The following is a 15179-nucleotide window of genomic DNA, read 5'->3' as shown; positions in this document are numbered from 1 at the left end:
ACGTCCTCTCCCGCGCATCCTCGCGCGCCGCAGCCTAACCAGCCCAAACAGCCGCCCCCGCACCCGACCCGCTACAATGCCGCCCCATGCTGCTGTCGCCCAAACACCGTTTTCTGTTCGTGCACATCGCCAAGACCGGCGGCACCAGCGTGCGCGCGGCGCTCCAGGGCCGGCGCTGGGCGGACCCCTGGTACTGGCCCATGTTCCTGTGCAGCCGGTTCAGTCATCTGAGCGGGCATCGCATCGCCACCAAGCTGCCGCGGCACGCCAAGGTCGTCGCCGCCAAGGAGCTGCTGCCGAAGGAGTGGTTCGATGCGCTGTTCAAGTTCGCCTTCGTGCGCAATCCCTGGGACCTTCAGGTCAGCTCCTTCCACCACATCCGCCGCGAGCGTCCGCAGTTCCTGGGCGGCCACGAGGATTTCGCGGACTTTCTGCGCTGGAAGCTGGACCCGGCGCGGCCCTACCAATTCCATGTGGACACCTCCATCGAGCTGCAGACGGACTATCTCATCGACCTGCACGGCGACATCGTGGTGGACTTCATCGGCCGCTACGAGCGCCTGCACGAGGACTTCGACGAGGCCTGCCGGCGCATCGGGCTCGCCGGCGTGACGCTGCCGCATCGCCGCCGGGCCGCGGACCGCGAGCGCGACTACCGCGGCTATTACGACGACGCCACCGCCGCCCTGGTGGCGGATCACTTCGCCCGCGACATCGAGCTCCTGGGCTATGCCTTCGACCCGGCCGACGCCTGATCGCAGCCCGAATCGAAGCCCGGACCGGACGCCGTCACCCGCCAACCGACCCCACACTCAACATGGACTGGCTCCTGCTCGCGCTGCTGTCCGCGGCGGCCCTGGCGTCTGCGGATGCCGCCACCAAGGCCTGGCTCGGCGATTACACCGCCGCGGAGGTGAGCGTCGTGCGCTTCTCCGTGAGCGGGCTGCTGCTGGCGCCGCTGCTCATCGGCATGCCGGCGCCCTGGACCCTGCCGGCACCCTTCTGGGGCTGGCTCGCGGCCATGCTGCCGCTGGAGATCGCGGCCATGCTGCTGTACATGGCCGCCATCCGCGATCATCCGCTGTCGCTGACCCTGCCGTATCTCGCCTTCACGCCGGTGTTCGTGCTCGCCATCGCCGATTGGCTGCTGGGGGAGCAGGTGTCGCTGACGGGCGCGCTCGGCGTGCTGCTGGTGGTGGCGGGCGCCTGGCTGCTGAACGTCCGCCATGCCAGGCTTGGCGACCTGCGCAGCTGGGCCGCACCCCTGGCGGCGATCTTCTGGGAGCCAGGCTCGCGGATGATGCTGCTGGTGGCGCTGCTGTACGGCTTCACGGCCACCATGGGCAAGGCGGTGCTGGACTACCTGCCGCCGACCCACTTCGGGCCGTTCTATTTTCTGGTGCTGGGGCTCACGATGCCGCTGGTGTGGGCGCTGCCGCTGCGGATCGGGCGGGCGGCCGGCGCGGCGGCTCCTTCCCCCCGGCTTGCGCTCTTCGGTCCCGGCGGGCTGCTGCGCCGGCCCCGCGCGGTGCTCGGGGTGGCCGCCCTCCATGGGCTCATGGCCTACACCCACTTCCTGGCCATCGCCCGGGTAGAGGTGGCCTACATGCTCGCCGTCAAGCGCACCAGCCTGCTCTTCGGCATCCTCTACGGCGCGCTGGTGTTCGGGGAAACGGGCCTGCGCTCGCACCTTGCCGCAGGCGCGCTGATGGTGGCGGGCGTCGCCGTGATCGTCAGCAGCTGACGCGCGCCCCCCACCCCAACGCATGAGCCGGTCGGACGTGCAAGCGGCGCCCATCCGCCGGGCCTTTCCGCCGGTGCTGGGGGAGGCGCCGCGGCTGTTGATCCTGGGCTCCATGCCGAGCGAGGCGTCGCTGGCGGCGCAGCAGTACTACGGCCATCCGCGCAATGCCTTCTGGCCCATCATGGCACAGCTGCTGGGGCTGCCGGCGGGGACTGACTATGCCGGCCGCGCCCAGGCGCTGCGCGACCACTGCATCGCGCTCTGGGACGTCATCGCCGCCTGCGCCCGGCCCGGCAGCCTGGATGCGGACATCCGCCCGGACACGGTGCAGGTGAACGATTTCGCGGCACTGCTGGCGGCGCACCCGAGCATCCGCTGCATCGCCTTCAACGGCGGCACCGCCGAGCGCGAGTTCCGCCGCCGGGTGCTGCCGACGCTGACCAAGCCGCACGCCGGTATCGAGCGCCTGCGGCTGCCGTCCACGAGCCCGGCGCATGCGGGGATGCCATTCGAGGAAAAGCTGGCCGCCTGGGGGGTGATCCTGGAGAAGATTCGAGAAGATCGGGCAGAAGCTCGGGCGCCCGCTGCAAGGCCGCGAAACACCTGAGGTCAGCGATCACTGATCATCGGCGGACTGAAGTCCGCCGTCCCCGGGGTACCGACTGACACCGGTGCACCCGGGGCGGCTCCTGCGTTGTCTTCGCGCTCTGCGTGGCATTGGTGGTGAGAGGCTCTTCGCAGATGCCGCTCAGCACCCGCTCTCGGTGGTGGCGTCCACGTTCTCCTGCCACCAGTCCTGGTAGGCCTGGTCCGGCGCCACCAGCCGCGCGGTGCCCGAGGACAGGGGCTCCCCGGCCGCGTCGCGCACCTCGATGGCCATGTCCACCATGCCGCCGCGCAGGATGCGGGAGACGGTCAGCGTCACGCCGATCTCGTCACCCGGGCAGACCGGCCTGCGGAAGCGCTCCGGGCAGAAGGTGAGCCCGAGGGTGCCGTCACCCGGGAACAGGGTGCCGAACAGCGCCGAGATCGTCGTCTGGATGAGGCCGCCCGGCACCACGATGTCGTGGATGTCCGGGAAGCGCATGCGCGCGGCGTCCAGGTCGCGGTGGATGGCGTTGTAGTCGCCCACCAGGTCGCAGTACTGGTCCACCTGCTCGCGGGTGAAGGCGAGCCGCGCCTCGTGGCGCATCCCCTCCTCCAGCATGGCTGCCGTCAGGCAACGGGTTCGGGTCATGGGCTGGGCCTCCCTGTTGTGGAATCTGGCCGACGGACACGAACCCGTCATGATAGCCCCTGCCCGGGCCGTCTGCCCCGACCCCGGGCAAAAGACTTGGCAATCAGGCGGCAGTCCGGTGCTCGGCGGCCCCCATGCCTGCGCCCCGGGCGCCCGACCCATGCGGCTGTTCCCGCCGGATGCGCACCGACGCCGCCGGATCGAACAGCTCCAGCCAGTGCACCACGGGCACGTCCGCGGCCCCCGCCAGGTGTGTCTGGCAGCCGACGTTGGCCGTGGCGATGAGCGCCGGGCCGCCCTGCTGCAGGGCCTCGATCTTGCGCGCCCGCAGTTGGCCGGACAGCTCGGCCTGAAGGATGGAATAGGTGCCGGCGGAGCCGCAGCAGCTGTGGGCATCGCGCACCGGCAGCAGCTCGAAGCCCGCGTCGCGCAGCAGCGCCTCCACCCGCCCCATGAGCCCCTGGCCGTGCTGCAGGGTGCAGGGGGGATGGAAGGCGATACGCTGCGGGACGCCCTGCTCCACTGGGCTCGGCAGCTGGGCCAGGTCTGTCGCCGTGAGCAGCTCGGACGGGTCCCGGGTCAGCGCAGACACGCGGGCCGCCTTGTGAGCATAGGCCGGGTCGTCTTTCAGGTGATGGCCATAGTCCTTGACCATGGCACCGCAGCCGCTGGCGGTGACCAGGATGGCCTCCGCCGGCTGTGCCGCATCCGGTGCAATGTACGGCCACCAGGCATCGATGTTGCGGCGCATGAAGACGCGGGCCTCGTCGGCGGCGGCGAGGTGCTCGCTGACCGCCCCGCAGCAGCCCCCGCCGGGACGGAGCACCTCGATGCCGACGGCGTCCAGCACCCGAATCGCCGCACCGACCGCGGCGGGCGTGAGCGCCGGCTCCGCGCAGTTCTCCAGCATGATGACCCGGCGCGGGTGCCGGCGGCTCGGCAGCGGCCCCAGCTCGCCGCCGTCCGGCAGCTTCGCCTTGAGCGCCGCCGGCAGCAGGGGCTTGACGGTCCGGCCCAGCTTGACCAGGGGCAGCAGCCGGCGCGGATAGGGCACCAGCAGCCGCAGCGCACGGCGCATGACACGCTCCATGAGCGGTCGGTCCACCTGCTGCTCCACCAGCTCGCGGCCGGTGGCCAGCAGCTTGTCGTACTGCACGCCGGATGGGCAGGTGGTCATGCAGTTGAGGCAGGTGAGACAGCGGTCGAGATGCGTCTGCACCGTCCGCGTCGGCGCGTCACCCTCCAGCAGGGACTTGATCTGGTAGATGCGCCCACGGGGCCCGTCCAGCTCGTCGCCCAGCAGCTGGTAGGTGGGGCAGGTGGCGGTGCAGAAGCCGCAGTGGACACAGCTGCGCAGGATGCGGTCGGCCTCGCGGCCGGCATCGGTGTCCGCAAGCTCGGAGAGGAGGTTGGTTTGCATGGGCGGGGCGCGGTTGCTCAGCAGTGACGGCGACGTCCCGGACAGAGACGGCTTGGGCTCTGCCCCTACAGGTCGGGATACAAGCGCCCGGGGTTCAATAGCCCCCGTGGGTCGAAGGCGCGCTTCAGGTTCTGGTGCAGGCGTTTCGGCACGGCCGCCTGGGGCGTGAAGACACCGTCCGCCGGCCGCTCACCGGCCCCGGCACGGAAGAGCGTCGCATGGCCGCCGGCGGCCTGGGCCAGCTCCCGCACCCGTGCCGCGGGCAGGTCAGCGCGCAGCCAGCGGACAGCACCGCCCCACTCCACCAGCGGCTCGGTTGGGGACGCGCCCGCGGCCAGCCCGGCTGTGGAATCCGCCGGGGTGGCCGGCGGCAGGGACAATCGCCACAACGGCGCAGCGCCGGCGAAAAAGCCGAGCCGCTGCTCGCGCAGGTCGCGCCAGAAGCCGTCGGCGGCGTCCAGCGGCAGGCCCTCGACAATGCGCTGGGTCTCCGCCAGCGCCTCCGCGCCGCCGTCCACGCGGACATGCAGCCGCCCGTCGAGCCAGGCGGTGGCGGTGATGGGCAGCGCCTTGCGCGACCAGCGCCTGAGCAGGTCCAGGGCCTGCGGCAGTGTCTCCTCGCGCACCAGCGTCAGCGTGGCGGGCGCCCGCGGGATGACCTTGAGCGACACCTCCAGCAGCACGCCGAGCACGCCCAGCGAGCCCGCCATGAGCCGGGAGACGTCATAGCCGGCGACGTTCTTCATCACGCGGCCGCCGAATTCCAGCACCTGGCCTCTGCCGTTCAGGAGCCGCACGCCGAGCACCGCATCCCGGACGCTTGCGGCATAGGGCCGGCGCGGGCCAGAGAGCCCGGCGGCGACGGCACCGCCGATGGTCGCGGTGGATTCTCCTGCGGCATCGACGGCGCCGAAGTGCGGCGGCTCGAAGGGCAGCTGCTGGCCATGCCCGGCCAGCAGCGCCTCCACCGCCGCGAGCCGCGTGCCGCCACGTACGGTGATGGCGAGCTCCGTGGGCTCGTAGGCGACGATGCCGTGGTGGGCCGTGCAGTCGAGCTCGGCACCCGCCGTCACCGGATTGCCGTAGAAGGCCTTGCTGCCGCCGCCGCGCACGGCAAGCCGGCGACCGTCCGCGGCTGCGGCGCGGACCTGCTCGGCGAGGGCTTGCTCGGCATCGGTGCTTGGATTCTCCGCTGGCATCATGGACAAAGCTCAGACTCGTGCTTGATTGGTCAGCGCCGCCACAGACCTTTGGCAGCTTGATCGGAATGCTTCAATTATGTTTACCGTCCCCACATTTTGCAGGTATCACAAGGCCCCTACGGTTAGGGCGGGACGCGCGAATTATGGTTACCGTCCCCGTATTTCGTCCCCGTATTTCTCGTGCTTTTCATCATGACCTCGGGAGCTTGTAGGCCACCTTGTCGCCGTCCAGGCTGATGTAGCCCTGCTCCTTCAGGTCACGGATCAGCTGCGCCGCCTCCGCGTCCTCCAGCTTCGGCTTGAACAGGGAGATGATGGTGTTGGTGAGCGTCTTCACCTTGCGCGGGCGCGACGGGCCGCGCCCGGCGAGATTCCTGACGATGACGCCCACCTTGTCGCCCTCGGCCACGGTGGCCGGGGTGCGCAGCGGCGGGATCTCGGCGAGGTCCTGCTCGCGGTGGGCCTCGACCCCCAGCCGGCGCAGGTGCTTGATGAGCGGGTCGAAGCCGGTGTCGCGGCTGATGACGTGGAAGTAGCCCTTCGGGTCCAGGTGCACCAGCTCGCCCAGCGTGAAGGCGATGTGGAAGTCCAGCGCGTTGCGGCCGTTGCCGGAGATCTTCACATAGCGCGCGGCGTCGCCGAGCTGCTGCATGGCCTCCACCAGCTCGAAGGGCAGCTTGGTCTGGTTCTCGCCGACGAAGACGTGGACCTGGTAGCCCTTGCCCACCAGCAGCGACAGGTTCCTGGGCTGCACGTTTTCGAAGTCGATGAGAACGTGGTTCAGCTTGGTGTCGGCGTCAGCGGTGGCGTTGGCCATGGAGGTGTCCTTGGCAAAACGGTCAGTGGAGTCGGGGTGCTCGCCGGAGCGCCGACTTCCAGTCGGCAAATTCGCCGGGGCGCCGACTTCCAGTCGGCAGGCTCGCCGGGGCGCCGACTTCCAGTCGGCGGATTCGCCGCCGCGCCGTCTTCCCGCCTTCCAGTCGGTGCACAGTCAAAACCTCGGCAGCTCCGGAAACTTGAGCTCGCCATGGTGCACATGCATGGCGCCGAATTCGGCGCATCGGTGCAGCGTCGGCACGGCCTTGCCGGGGTTCAGCAGGCCGTGCGGGTCGAAGGCGGCCTTGACCGCGTGCATCTGCTCAAGCTCGTCCGAGCTGAACTGCACGCACATCTGGTTCAGCTTCTCGACGCCGACGCCGTGCTCGCCCGTGACGGTGCCGCCCACCTCCACGCACAGGGTCAGGATCTCGCCGCCCAGGTCCTCGGCTCGGTCCAGCTCGCCGGGGATATTGGCGTCGTAGAGGATGAGCGGGTGCAGGTTGCCGTCGCCGGCATGGAAGACATTGGCGACGCGCAGCCCGTACCGGCTGGAGAGCTCGGCGATGCGGTTCAGCACGGTGGGCAGCTCTTTGCGGGGAATCGTCCCGTCCATGCAGTAGTAGTCCGGCGAGATGCGGCCGACGGCGGGAAAGGCCGCCTTGCGGCCCTTCCAGAACACCAGCCGCTCGGCGTCGTCGCGAGCGGTACGCACGTCGGTGGCGCCTGCCGCGAGCAGCAGGTCGCGCACCCGCATCACCTCTGTGGACACCTCGGCATTGAAGCCGTCCAGCTCGCAGATGAGAATGGCCGCGGCGTCCACCGGATAGCCCGCGTGCACGAAGTCCTCCGCTGCACGGATGGCCGGGTTGTCCATCATCTCGAGCCCCGCCGGCACGATGCCGGCGCCGATGATCTGCGCCACCGCGGCGCCGGCGGTCTCCACGCTGTCGAAGGCGGCGAGCAGCGCCTGCGCGCGCTCCGGCTGCGGCAGCAGCTTAACGGTGACCTCGACGATGACGGCGAGCATGCCCTCGGAGCCCGTCATCAGCGCCAGCAGGTCCAGCCCCGGGGAGTCCAGCGCCTCCGAGCCCACCTCGAACAGCTCGCCGTCGATGGTCACCAGCTTGAGCTTGACGATGTTGTGCACCGTGAGCCCGTACTTGAGGCAGTGCACGCCGCCCGAGTTCTCGGCGACATTGCCGCCGATGGTGCAGGCGATCTGGCTGGACGGGTCCGGCGCGTAATACAGCCCGTGGGGCGCCGCCGCCTCGCTGATGGCGAGGTTGCGCACGCCGGGCTCGACGCGTGCGGTGCGGTTGTCCGGGTCGATGTCGATGAGCCGGTTGAACTTGGCGAGCGACAGCAGCACGCCATCGGCAAGTGGCAGTGCGCCGCCGGACAAGCCCGTGCCGGCGCCGCGGGCCACCACCGGCACGCCCATCTCAGTGCAGCGCTTGAGCACCGCCTGCACCTGCGCCACGGTCTCCGGCAGCGCCACCGCCAGCGGGCGCTGGGCGAAGGCCGTGAGCCCGTCGCACTCGTAGGGGCCGAGCTCCGCCGGCGTGGACAGCACGGAGGTCGCGGGCAGGATGCGCTTCAGCGCGTCCACGATCTCGGGCTTGGGGCTCAGCGGACGTTCGTCTGGGATTCTGGGCATAGCTGGACGGCATGACTGACGGGCTTCATCCTTGCCCCATGCTGCGACTGTCGCAAGGCTTCTGCAAGGCGCGGCATCAACTGCGGGTCGCCCGCATGATGCGATAGACCTCTGCCAGCGCCTCATCACCACCGACATTGCCGGGGAAGATCACCACCGGCAGGCCCGGAAAGCGCGGGTGGTCGTCCGGACAGCGCACCACGGAGCAGCCGGCGCGGACCTGGCCGAGCACGCGGGCGGTGGTGAGCGCGAGTCCCTTGCTCAGGGTGTCGTTGGAGGTGATGCCGCCCTTGCTGATGAGAAAGCCGATGTCCGCCGGCAGGCGCTGGACGAGGCGCACCAGGAGGTCCGACACCTGCTCGCCGAAGGCCAGGCGCTCGGCCTTGCTCGGGAAGCTCCGCTCACCGCGGCTGGTGTAGAGCACGGCGCCGCGACCGTCGGCCTGGGCGCGCTCGACGCCGCTGATCAGGTCTGCAATGAGCCCGTCTGCATCGTCCAGGCGGTCCAGGTCCACCTCCAGCGCCACGATGTCGGTGTTTGCCGTCAGGTGCTCAAGCTGGCGGGTGGACTTGCCGACGTGGCTGCCCATGAGCACGACGCCGGGGCGTCCGCCGCGGGTGAACTGCCCCATGTCCGCGGGCGCCACCGGCTGCGCCGGCAGCGCGGCGAGGGAGGTGAGCAGGCTCGCGGCGCTGCGGAACAGGAAACGCTTGCCCCGCGCCGTGGCGGCGAGCACGGCGGCGGCGAAGGCGTCCAGGTCCGACTGCTGCTCCGCATCCACGGCGCAACAGGCGTTGCCGGCGAGGGCCGTGAGCCTGGCTTCCAGCCCGGCGCGATCCCCGCGCAGGTCCGCGAGCCCGAAGCGCTGCACCATGCCGGCGCTGATACGCCCCTGGGTCTTCTCTTCCACATAGTCGGGCAGGAAGGCGGTGCTGAAGCCGAACACAGAGTCCCGCGCGAACTCCGTCTCGTGCACCGGCACGGGCCGGTCGTCGACCATGAGATAGTGCGTGCCGTCGCGGGTGATGCGGCCACCCTCGAAGAAGGCCGGCACCAGGAAGTGGGCATCGAATGGGCCCAGCTCGGCGGCGATGACGTCCGTCTCCACCGGATAGTGACCGCGCAGCGTGCTGTCCGAGCGGCTCACGATGACCGGCTGCACCGGTGTGCCGGCGGCGGCCAGGTCCGCGAGCGCAAGCCGCAGGTTGACACAGATGTTCCGCGTCACCGCCGCCGCGCGCTCGGCGTCCATGCCGCGGGTGTTGCTGAGCACGAAGCACAGCGGGGATTTGTCCTGCAAGGCGTGGGTCAGGGTGCGCACGTCCCAGCGGGTCAGCAGCAGACAGCCGTGGACCGTCTGCGAGCCGGTGGGGTCGTCGTCGATGGCGATGATCTTGGTGACTGGTGTCGTCATGCTGCTCTCGGTGAATGCGCTGCCCGGGGCCGCCGAGCGCGAGCCCGCCCGGGCCGCCCGGCTCCACTCGGCCCGCCGCCGGTGCGGCGCGATGCCGCGGCGGGGGCGTTGTGGGGGATCGGTTTGGGCTTTGCTTGTGATTCGCCGTGTGAGGAGGCTGCTTTCGCTTGACAGCATCCGGCGCGGGCATTGAGCCCACGCCGGATGTGGCCGAGTGAAACTCGGCGGCCCCAGGGGCGGCGCCCGTGGGATTTCGCCGAGTGAAACTCGGCGGCCCCAGGGACGGCGCCCGTGGGATTTGGCCGAGTGAAGCTCGGCGGCCCCAGGGGCGGCGGGTCCCGGGCTAGCCGAGCAGGCGGGTGGCACGGTCGCGCAAGGCCTCGCCGGTGATGCCGTTGAACGCCATGATCTCCGCCGGGCTTGCGGTGGTCTCGCCGCGCTGCCAGGCGATGAGGTCCCGGGCCGGTGACTTGGTGCGCAGCAGCACGGGCTCCAGCGCCGTGCTGCCGCCGCCGCTGACGGCCAACAGGGCATCGCCGTCGAACAGGTCCGCAAAGGCCGCATCGTCCATGAAGGCGCCGTCCGGCTCGGCGCTGTGCTGCCAGGCGACATCGCCCGGGCGGAACAGCCGGCGCGGGTTGGCCACGGCGACGATGCGCACACGCTTGCCTGCCGCCTCCAGCTGATCCTTGGCCGCAAACACGGGCAGCAGCACCATGTCGCCGGTGACGGCGAAGACCACCAGCGGTCCGTCGCCGCTGTCCGACTCGTACAGGCTGATGGCGCCGTCATTGATGGCCTGCTCCGCCTGCGCCGGCGTGGTGTGCACCGGCAGCGCAGACTTGCTGGCGACGATGCTGATGGCCTTGTTGGACTGCTGCACCGCCCAGGCGTAGGCCGCCTGGATCATGTTGGCGTCGCTCGGATACAGCAGGTAGACGTTACCGTTGCGCAGCTGGGCGCCGATATAGCTCTCGATCTCCGGGCGCTGGTGGGTCCAGCCGTTGCGGCCCTGCTCCAGGGCGCCGGCGGTGAACATGCTCACCACCGCGGGCGTCTTCCGGCGCAGCTCCGCCATGGCCTGGCCGACGGTCTGCACGATGGGCCAGCCGTTGATGGCGAAGGACTCGTAGCTGAGCCACAGCGAGCGCCCGCCGAAGAGCGCGATGCCGGCGGCGAGGCCCGCGCAGGCGTCCTCCGACAGGGGCTCGTACACCTGCCCGCTCGGCCCCTGGTGGTAGAGGTCGTCTGCGGTGGGATGGCGGATGTGCAGGCGCTGGTTGATGACCTTCATGGCGCTTGCCTCGGTGCCGTCGGCGTTGCTGACGATGAAGGCCGGGTCGCGCTCGCCGAGCGCGGCGACCATCTCCGCCATGGCCGTGGACGGCACCGCCTTCTCGCCCACCGGAAAGTCCTGCATCGGCAGGGTGCCGATGGCATCCAGCGCCCGCTCCCGCTCTGTGACCGCCACCTCGGCCGCCGGGCCGCCGCCGGCGCGGGAGAGGTTCTGCCGCACCAGGGCCCACTGCTGCGGCGACAGGGCACCGCGGGACAGCGCCTCGGCAATGGCCGGCTTCTCCGCCGTGTCGCCGGGGTAGAGGTTGTGGGACTTGGCACCGTGGGCATGCACACCGGCGCCCTTGAGCTGCTTGATGATGACCACTGTCAGCGTGCCGCTCATGGCTGACTCGGCCGCCTCGCGCATCGCCTCCAGCACCGCGCGGGTGAAGGCATTCCGGGCGGCGTCGCCAAAGCGGGTGCTGTCCACATAGGCGCCCGGCTGACCGGCGTCGTCGTAGTCCCTGGCATCCACCAGGATCACGCGCTCGAAGTCGTGTGCGCGCCACAGATTGGTCATGGCCGCGTTATCCATGAGCGAGACCATGGCGTGGTGCTCCTGGCTGTAGCCGTTCCACACCAGCACCGGCAGGAAGTTGGTGATCTCCGGATAGGCCGTGTGGAAGTGCTTCATGGCGCTCAGCACATAGGGCTCGCCCAGGCCGCCGTCGCCGATGGTGCAGGGGAAGAGCTTGTCCGGGTGCAGATAGGCCCCGGCCATGGCGAAGTGCTGGCCCTGCCCCAGCGGACCAGCCGGTGCCAGCAGCCCCGGGATGGCGCCGGACAGATGCCCGAGCAGCCCGTCGCGCTCGCGAAAGCGCGCCTGGAGCTCGGTCATGGTCTCGATGCCCATGCCGCTGAGCGACCCGTCCAGGAACATGGCGCTGTAGAAGCCCGGCGCATGATGGCCCACCTCCGTCACGATGTTCTTGTGCCCGAGCAGCATCAGCGCCGCAACGGCATCCGCGGAGCTGGCGAAGCCGCCCGGATGACCGGACTGCTTGGACGCGCAGAGCTGCAACGTGGTGTAGCGCAGGGCGTCCGCCGCGAGCTGGGTCTGGTACACGGCGTCGGCGTCGATGGCGCCGATGGCCGTTTCACCCGCGGCGATGACGGGCTCAGCGGCCAGCTCAGCGTCCCGCGGGTCGGACTCGGCAAAGTAGAGCATCCCTTCGCAGAAATGCGGGATGGACGTGGCAGGGGCTTGAGACGCGTCGAAGGCCTCGGTGCTCAGGACGGCGGACATGGCAGGGCTCCAGGTGCATGGATGGGTTGATGGATGGCGAAACGGACTGCGGGGCGCTGCCCCGGCATGCACTCAAACTGAAGCCGCACGCAGTTTTCCGCAATGAGCAATAGTTTTCACAATACGCAAAACGCCTGCCCCAAAAAACGGGGACGGTAACCATAATCCATACCCCAGCGATGGCCCACCAAGACGGTTAAGGTTACCGTCCCCATAATAGTGGGGGTCCTGGATGCGCCTGGGCAGGTCCTCGATGTCCTTGAGCTGCGCCGCGCCGTGCAGCTCCGGCGGCAGGAAGCCCGCGCTCTTCAGCAGCCGATACCCCGCGCGCAGGTGCTCGGGGACCATGGACAGGTCATCCTCCGGTACGGGCCTGCCGGCACCCGGCAAGGCATCGAGCTCACCGCGCTCGATGGCCTCCTGGATCTTCTTTTCGGCGAGGGCGTCGATGAGCCACATGGCATGGTCTGCGTTCACGGCTTGCCGCCGGGGTGGATGTAAGCTACATACATTGATATATGTTCGCAGACCAAGGCGCCTGAAGATGCCCCAACTGTTCTTTTCCGTGGAACGCCCCGTGGCGGACGAGCTTGCCCGTCGCGCCGCCGCAGAGAACCTCTCGCTGTCGCAGTATTTGGCCCGACTCGTGCGCGAGCAGATCCAGACCGAATGGCCGGATGGCTATCTGTCAGCGGTCATCGGCTGCTGCGCGGATGATCCGCTACGGGAACCGCCGGACGAGGCGCCGGACGAGGTCGAGCTTCAGTCCCCACGGCAGGCCCCGGGAGTCCAGGCGTGAAGTGGCTGCTGGATACGAACGCCTGCATTCACATCCTGAACGGCACGTCCGCCCCCGTCATCGCGCGTTTCCGGGAGCGATCACCACGGCAGCTGGCAATTTGCGCCGTGGTCAAGGCAGAGCTGCTCTATGGCGCCCGCAAGAGTCGCCGGGTCGCCGACAACCTCGCGCGTCTGGAACGCTTCTTCGCGCCGCTGTCGAGTCTGCCCTTCGATGAAGCATGTGCTGCGGAATACGGCCTGCTCCGCGCCGATCTCGCCGCGCGGGGCACCCCCATCGGCAGCAACGACCTGATGATTGCGGCGATCGCCCGCGTCCACGACCTGATCGTGGTCACTAACAACTCTGATGAGTTTGCACGGGTGGTTGGGCTGCGCGTGGAAGACTGGGAGACCTCCTGAATCCCCGCGCGATCCGCACCCCCCGCGTTTTCGCGATACGAATAAGCTTTCACGATACGGAATTCGATGCGCCTGGCTGCTGCACCGCACAAAGCCCGCCAACCGCACCAATGCTGGGCTCACAGACCGTCCGTGGATAATTGATAGATCATAGCCTATGTAAAAAATCGGAAACTTCAACGTTGTCTAACTGAGGTATGCGGCTATGTTTCGCTCCGTACCCCGCGCACCGGGGGGTTCAACGAGGAGTGGAGAGCATGTCTACGACCGTCTTGACCCTAAGCAGCGCCGCCGCCCTGGCGGCCCCCGTGATCCTCTGGCTCACCGGCCTCGTGCCGCGTGATACCGCCGACCGCAACGGCGCCACCATGGCGAAGCTCGCCACCGGTGTCGCCTGGAGCGCCTTCGCGCTGGCCGTCCTGGCCTTTGCCGGCTACGCCGCCGGACCCGGCTTCGGCAGCGCCCAGACCCTGAACCTCATCGCCTTGCCGCTGCCCTTCGGCGTCGGCGACTTCGCCATCGGCGTCTTCGTCAACGCCGTCACCGTGATCATGCTGACGCTGGTGTCCCTGGTGGGCGCCGTGGTGACCACCTATGCCCGCAACTACATGGCGGGCGACGCCGGTGAGGGCCACTTCCACAAGTGGCTGATGCTGACGCTTGCGGCGATTCTGACGCTGCTGGTGTCCAGCAATCTGCTGATGTTCGCACTGGCCTGGATGGCCACCAGCCTGAACCTGCACCGGCTGCTGCTCTTCTACCCGGAGCGCCGGGCAGCGCAGATGGCGGCGCACAAGAAGTTCGTGTTCAGCCGCATCGGTGATGCGAGCCTGTTCATCGCGGTGCTGCTCATCGGCGCCTCGGTGCACACGCTGGACTTCCAGACCCTGTTTGCGGCCATGGAGCGCGTCGAGGGCCCGCTGCCGCTGGGCCTCGAAGCCGCCGCCTGGCTCATCGCGCTCGCGGCCGTCCTGAAGTGCGCCCAGTTCCCCTTCCACGGCTGGATCATCCAGGTGATGGAGGCGCCGACGCCGGTGTCCGCTCTGCTGCACGCCGGCATCGTCAACGCCGGCGCCTTCCTGGTGATCCGCATGAGCCCGGTGATGTCGGTGTCGGGCGGCGCGCTGGAGGCCCTGGCCGTGGTCGGTCTCGTGACCCTCGCCGTGGCCTCGCTGGTGATGCTGACGCAGACCAGCATCAAGGTGTCGTTGGCCTGGTCCACCTCGGCGCAGATGGGCTTCATGCTTATGGAAGCGGGCCTCGGCCTCTACAGCCTGGCGCTGCTGCACCTGGTGGCCCACTCGCTCTACAAGGCCCACGCCTTCCTGGCCTCCGGCAGCAGCGTGGACGGCTTCCGGGCGCCGGCGCTCAGGTTCAAGGGCGGCGCGCCCGAGCCCTGGCACTGGCTGGTGGCCTTCCAGGGGGCGATCCTGATGGCGCTCTTCGCCGGCTTCGCCTTCGGCGTGGACCCGAGCCACCAGCCGGCGCTCATCGTCACCGGCGCCATTGTCGCCATCGCCACCGCCCAGCTCCTGCTCCAGGCCCTGGTGCTGGAGGACAACGCCCGGCTCCTGCTCCGCGCCACAGCCATCGGCGCCTTCGTCTGCTTCGCGTACTTCGGGCTGCATGCGGCCTTCGAGCACGCGCTCATCGGCAGCGTGCGGCCGGCCGAGACCATGGGCGGCGCCTTCGAGCTCTGGCTCAGCATTGCCATCGTCGCCGTGTTCGTCGGGCTCATCACGCTGCAGCACCTGTTCACCCGCATCCACGCCCCGCTGCGCCAGGCCATCCAGGTGCATCTCTATAACGGGCTCTACGTGGACGTGCTGGTGACCCGACTCATCGTGCGCCTCTGGCCCATCCGCCAGCCCATGACGGCCGCCCCGGCCGCCGCCTGATCGG

Annotated in this window: 14 protein-coding genes; 6 read left to right on the top strand and 8 right to left on the bottom strand. The window is 69.4% G+C overall.

The genetic code is table 11. From position 1 onward, the window contains the following. Positions 1-86 precede the first annotated feature (86 nt). From QZ607_RS00600 to QZ607_RS00590, 3 genes are all read left to right on the top strand, one after another. Entirely contained in the window at positions 87-755 is a 669-nt protein-coding gene (locus QZ607_RS00600) for a sulfotransferase family 2 domain-containing protein (RefSeq protein ID WP_295878454.1), read from the top strand. 62 nt (positions 756-817) lie between these two features. Then, positions 818-1744, top strand: coding sequence for a DMT family transporter (locus QZ607_RS00595; RefSeq protein WP_295878452.1), 927 nt, complete (start codon positions 818-820; stop codon positions 1742-1744). A 22-nt stretch (positions 1745-1766) separates the two neighbouring features. Next, positions 1767-2351, top strand: coding sequence for a DNA-deoxyinosine glycosylase (locus tag QZ607_RS00590; protein ID WP_295878450.1), 585 nt, complete (start codon positions 1767-1769; stop codon positions 2349-2351). Between the two features lie 141 nt (positions 2352-2492). Here QZ607_RS00590 and QZ607_RS00585 read toward each other — a convergent pair whose 3' ends face one another. The 8 genes from QZ607_RS00585 to QZ607_RS00550 form a co-directional block, all read right to left on the bottom strand. Further along, positions 2493-2981, bottom strand: coding sequence for a MaoC/PaaZ C-terminal domain-containing protein (locus QZ607_RS00585; protein ID WP_295878448.1), 489 nt, complete (start codon positions 2979-2981; stop codon positions 2493-2495). Between the two features lie 103 nt (positions 2982-3084). Next, positions 3085-4401, bottom strand: coding sequence for a glycolate oxidase subunit GlcF (gene glcF / locus QZ607_RS00580; protein ID WP_295878446.1), 1317 nt, complete (start codon positions 4399-4401; stop codon positions 3085-3087). 65 nt (positions 4402-4466) lie between these two features. Continuing rightward, positions 4467-5603 (bottom strand): glycolate oxidase subunit GlcE, encoded by a 1137-nt coding sequence (gene glcE / locus QZ607_RS00575; RefSeq protein ID WP_295878584.1) that lies wholly within the window; start codon positions 5601-5603, stop codon positions 4467-4469. A 190-nt stretch (positions 5604-5793) separates the two neighbouring features. Then, positions 5794-6420, bottom strand: a complete 627-nt coding sequence (locus QZ607_RS00570; RefSeq protein ID WP_295878444.1) for a PIN domain-containing protein — start codon at positions 6418-6420, stop codon at positions 5794-5796. A 174-nt stretch (positions 6421-6594) separates the two neighbouring features. After that, positions 6595-8079, bottom strand: a complete 1485-nt coding sequence (locus QZ607_RS00565) for an FAD-linked oxidase C-terminal domain-containing protein (RefSeq protein ID WP_295878442.1) — start codon at positions 8077-8079, stop codon at positions 6595-6597. A 76-nt stretch (positions 8080-8155) separates the two neighbouring features. After that, positions 8156-9493, bottom strand: a complete 1338-nt coding sequence (locus QZ607_RS00560) for a four-carbon acid sugar kinase family protein (RefSeq protein ID WP_295878439.1) — start codon at positions 9491-9493, stop codon at positions 8156-8158. A 343-nt stretch (positions 9494-9836) separates the two neighbouring features. Continuing rightward, positions 9837-12077, bottom strand: a complete 2241-nt coding sequence (locus QZ607_RS00555) for a phosphoketolase (protein ID WP_295878438.1) — start codon at positions 12075-12077, stop codon at positions 9837-9839. A 72-nt stretch (positions 12078-12149) separates the two neighbouring features. After that, positions 12150-12536, bottom strand: a complete 387-nt coding sequence (locus QZ607_RS00550) for a DnaJ family domain-containing protein (protein WP_295878436.1) — start codon at positions 12534-12536, stop codon at positions 12150-12152. Between the two features lie 85 nt (positions 12537-12621). On the opposite strand from QZ607_RS00550, the gene QZ607_RS00545 reads away from it, so the two are divergent. The 3 genes from QZ607_RS00545 (at position 12622) to QZ607_RS00535 (ending at position 15175) form a co-directional block, all read left to right on the top strand. Next, positions 12622-12876, top strand: a complete 255-nt coding sequence (locus QZ607_RS00545) for a hypothetical protein (protein ID WP_295878434.1) — start codon at positions 12622-12624, stop codon at positions 12874-12876. After that, on the top strand, positions 12873-13277 hold the full coding sequence (locus QZ607_RS00540) for a type II toxin-antitoxin system VapC family toxin (protein WP_295878431.1): 405 nt from the start codon (positions 12873-12875) through the stop codon (positions 13275-13277). The genes QZ607_RS00545 and QZ607_RS00540 overlap by 4 nt, the downstream gene beginning before the upstream one ends. Before the next feature lie 257 nt (positions 13278-13534). Further along, complete coding sequence (locus QZ607_RS00535; protein WP_295878428.1) at positions 13535-15175, top strand: NADH-quinone oxidoreductase subunit L; 1641 nt, start codon at positions 13535-13537, stop codon at positions 15173-15175. Positions 15176-15179: the final 4 nt, after the last annotated feature.

Origin of the sequence: uncultured Thiohalocapsa sp. (assembly GCF_913063425.1) — a bacterium.
Taxonomy (GTDB): domain Bacteria; phylum Pseudomonadota; class Gammaproteobacteria; order Chromatiales; family Chromatiaceae; genus Thiohalocapsa.
This window is presented reverse-complemented; position numbering and strand designations above follow the sequence as displayed.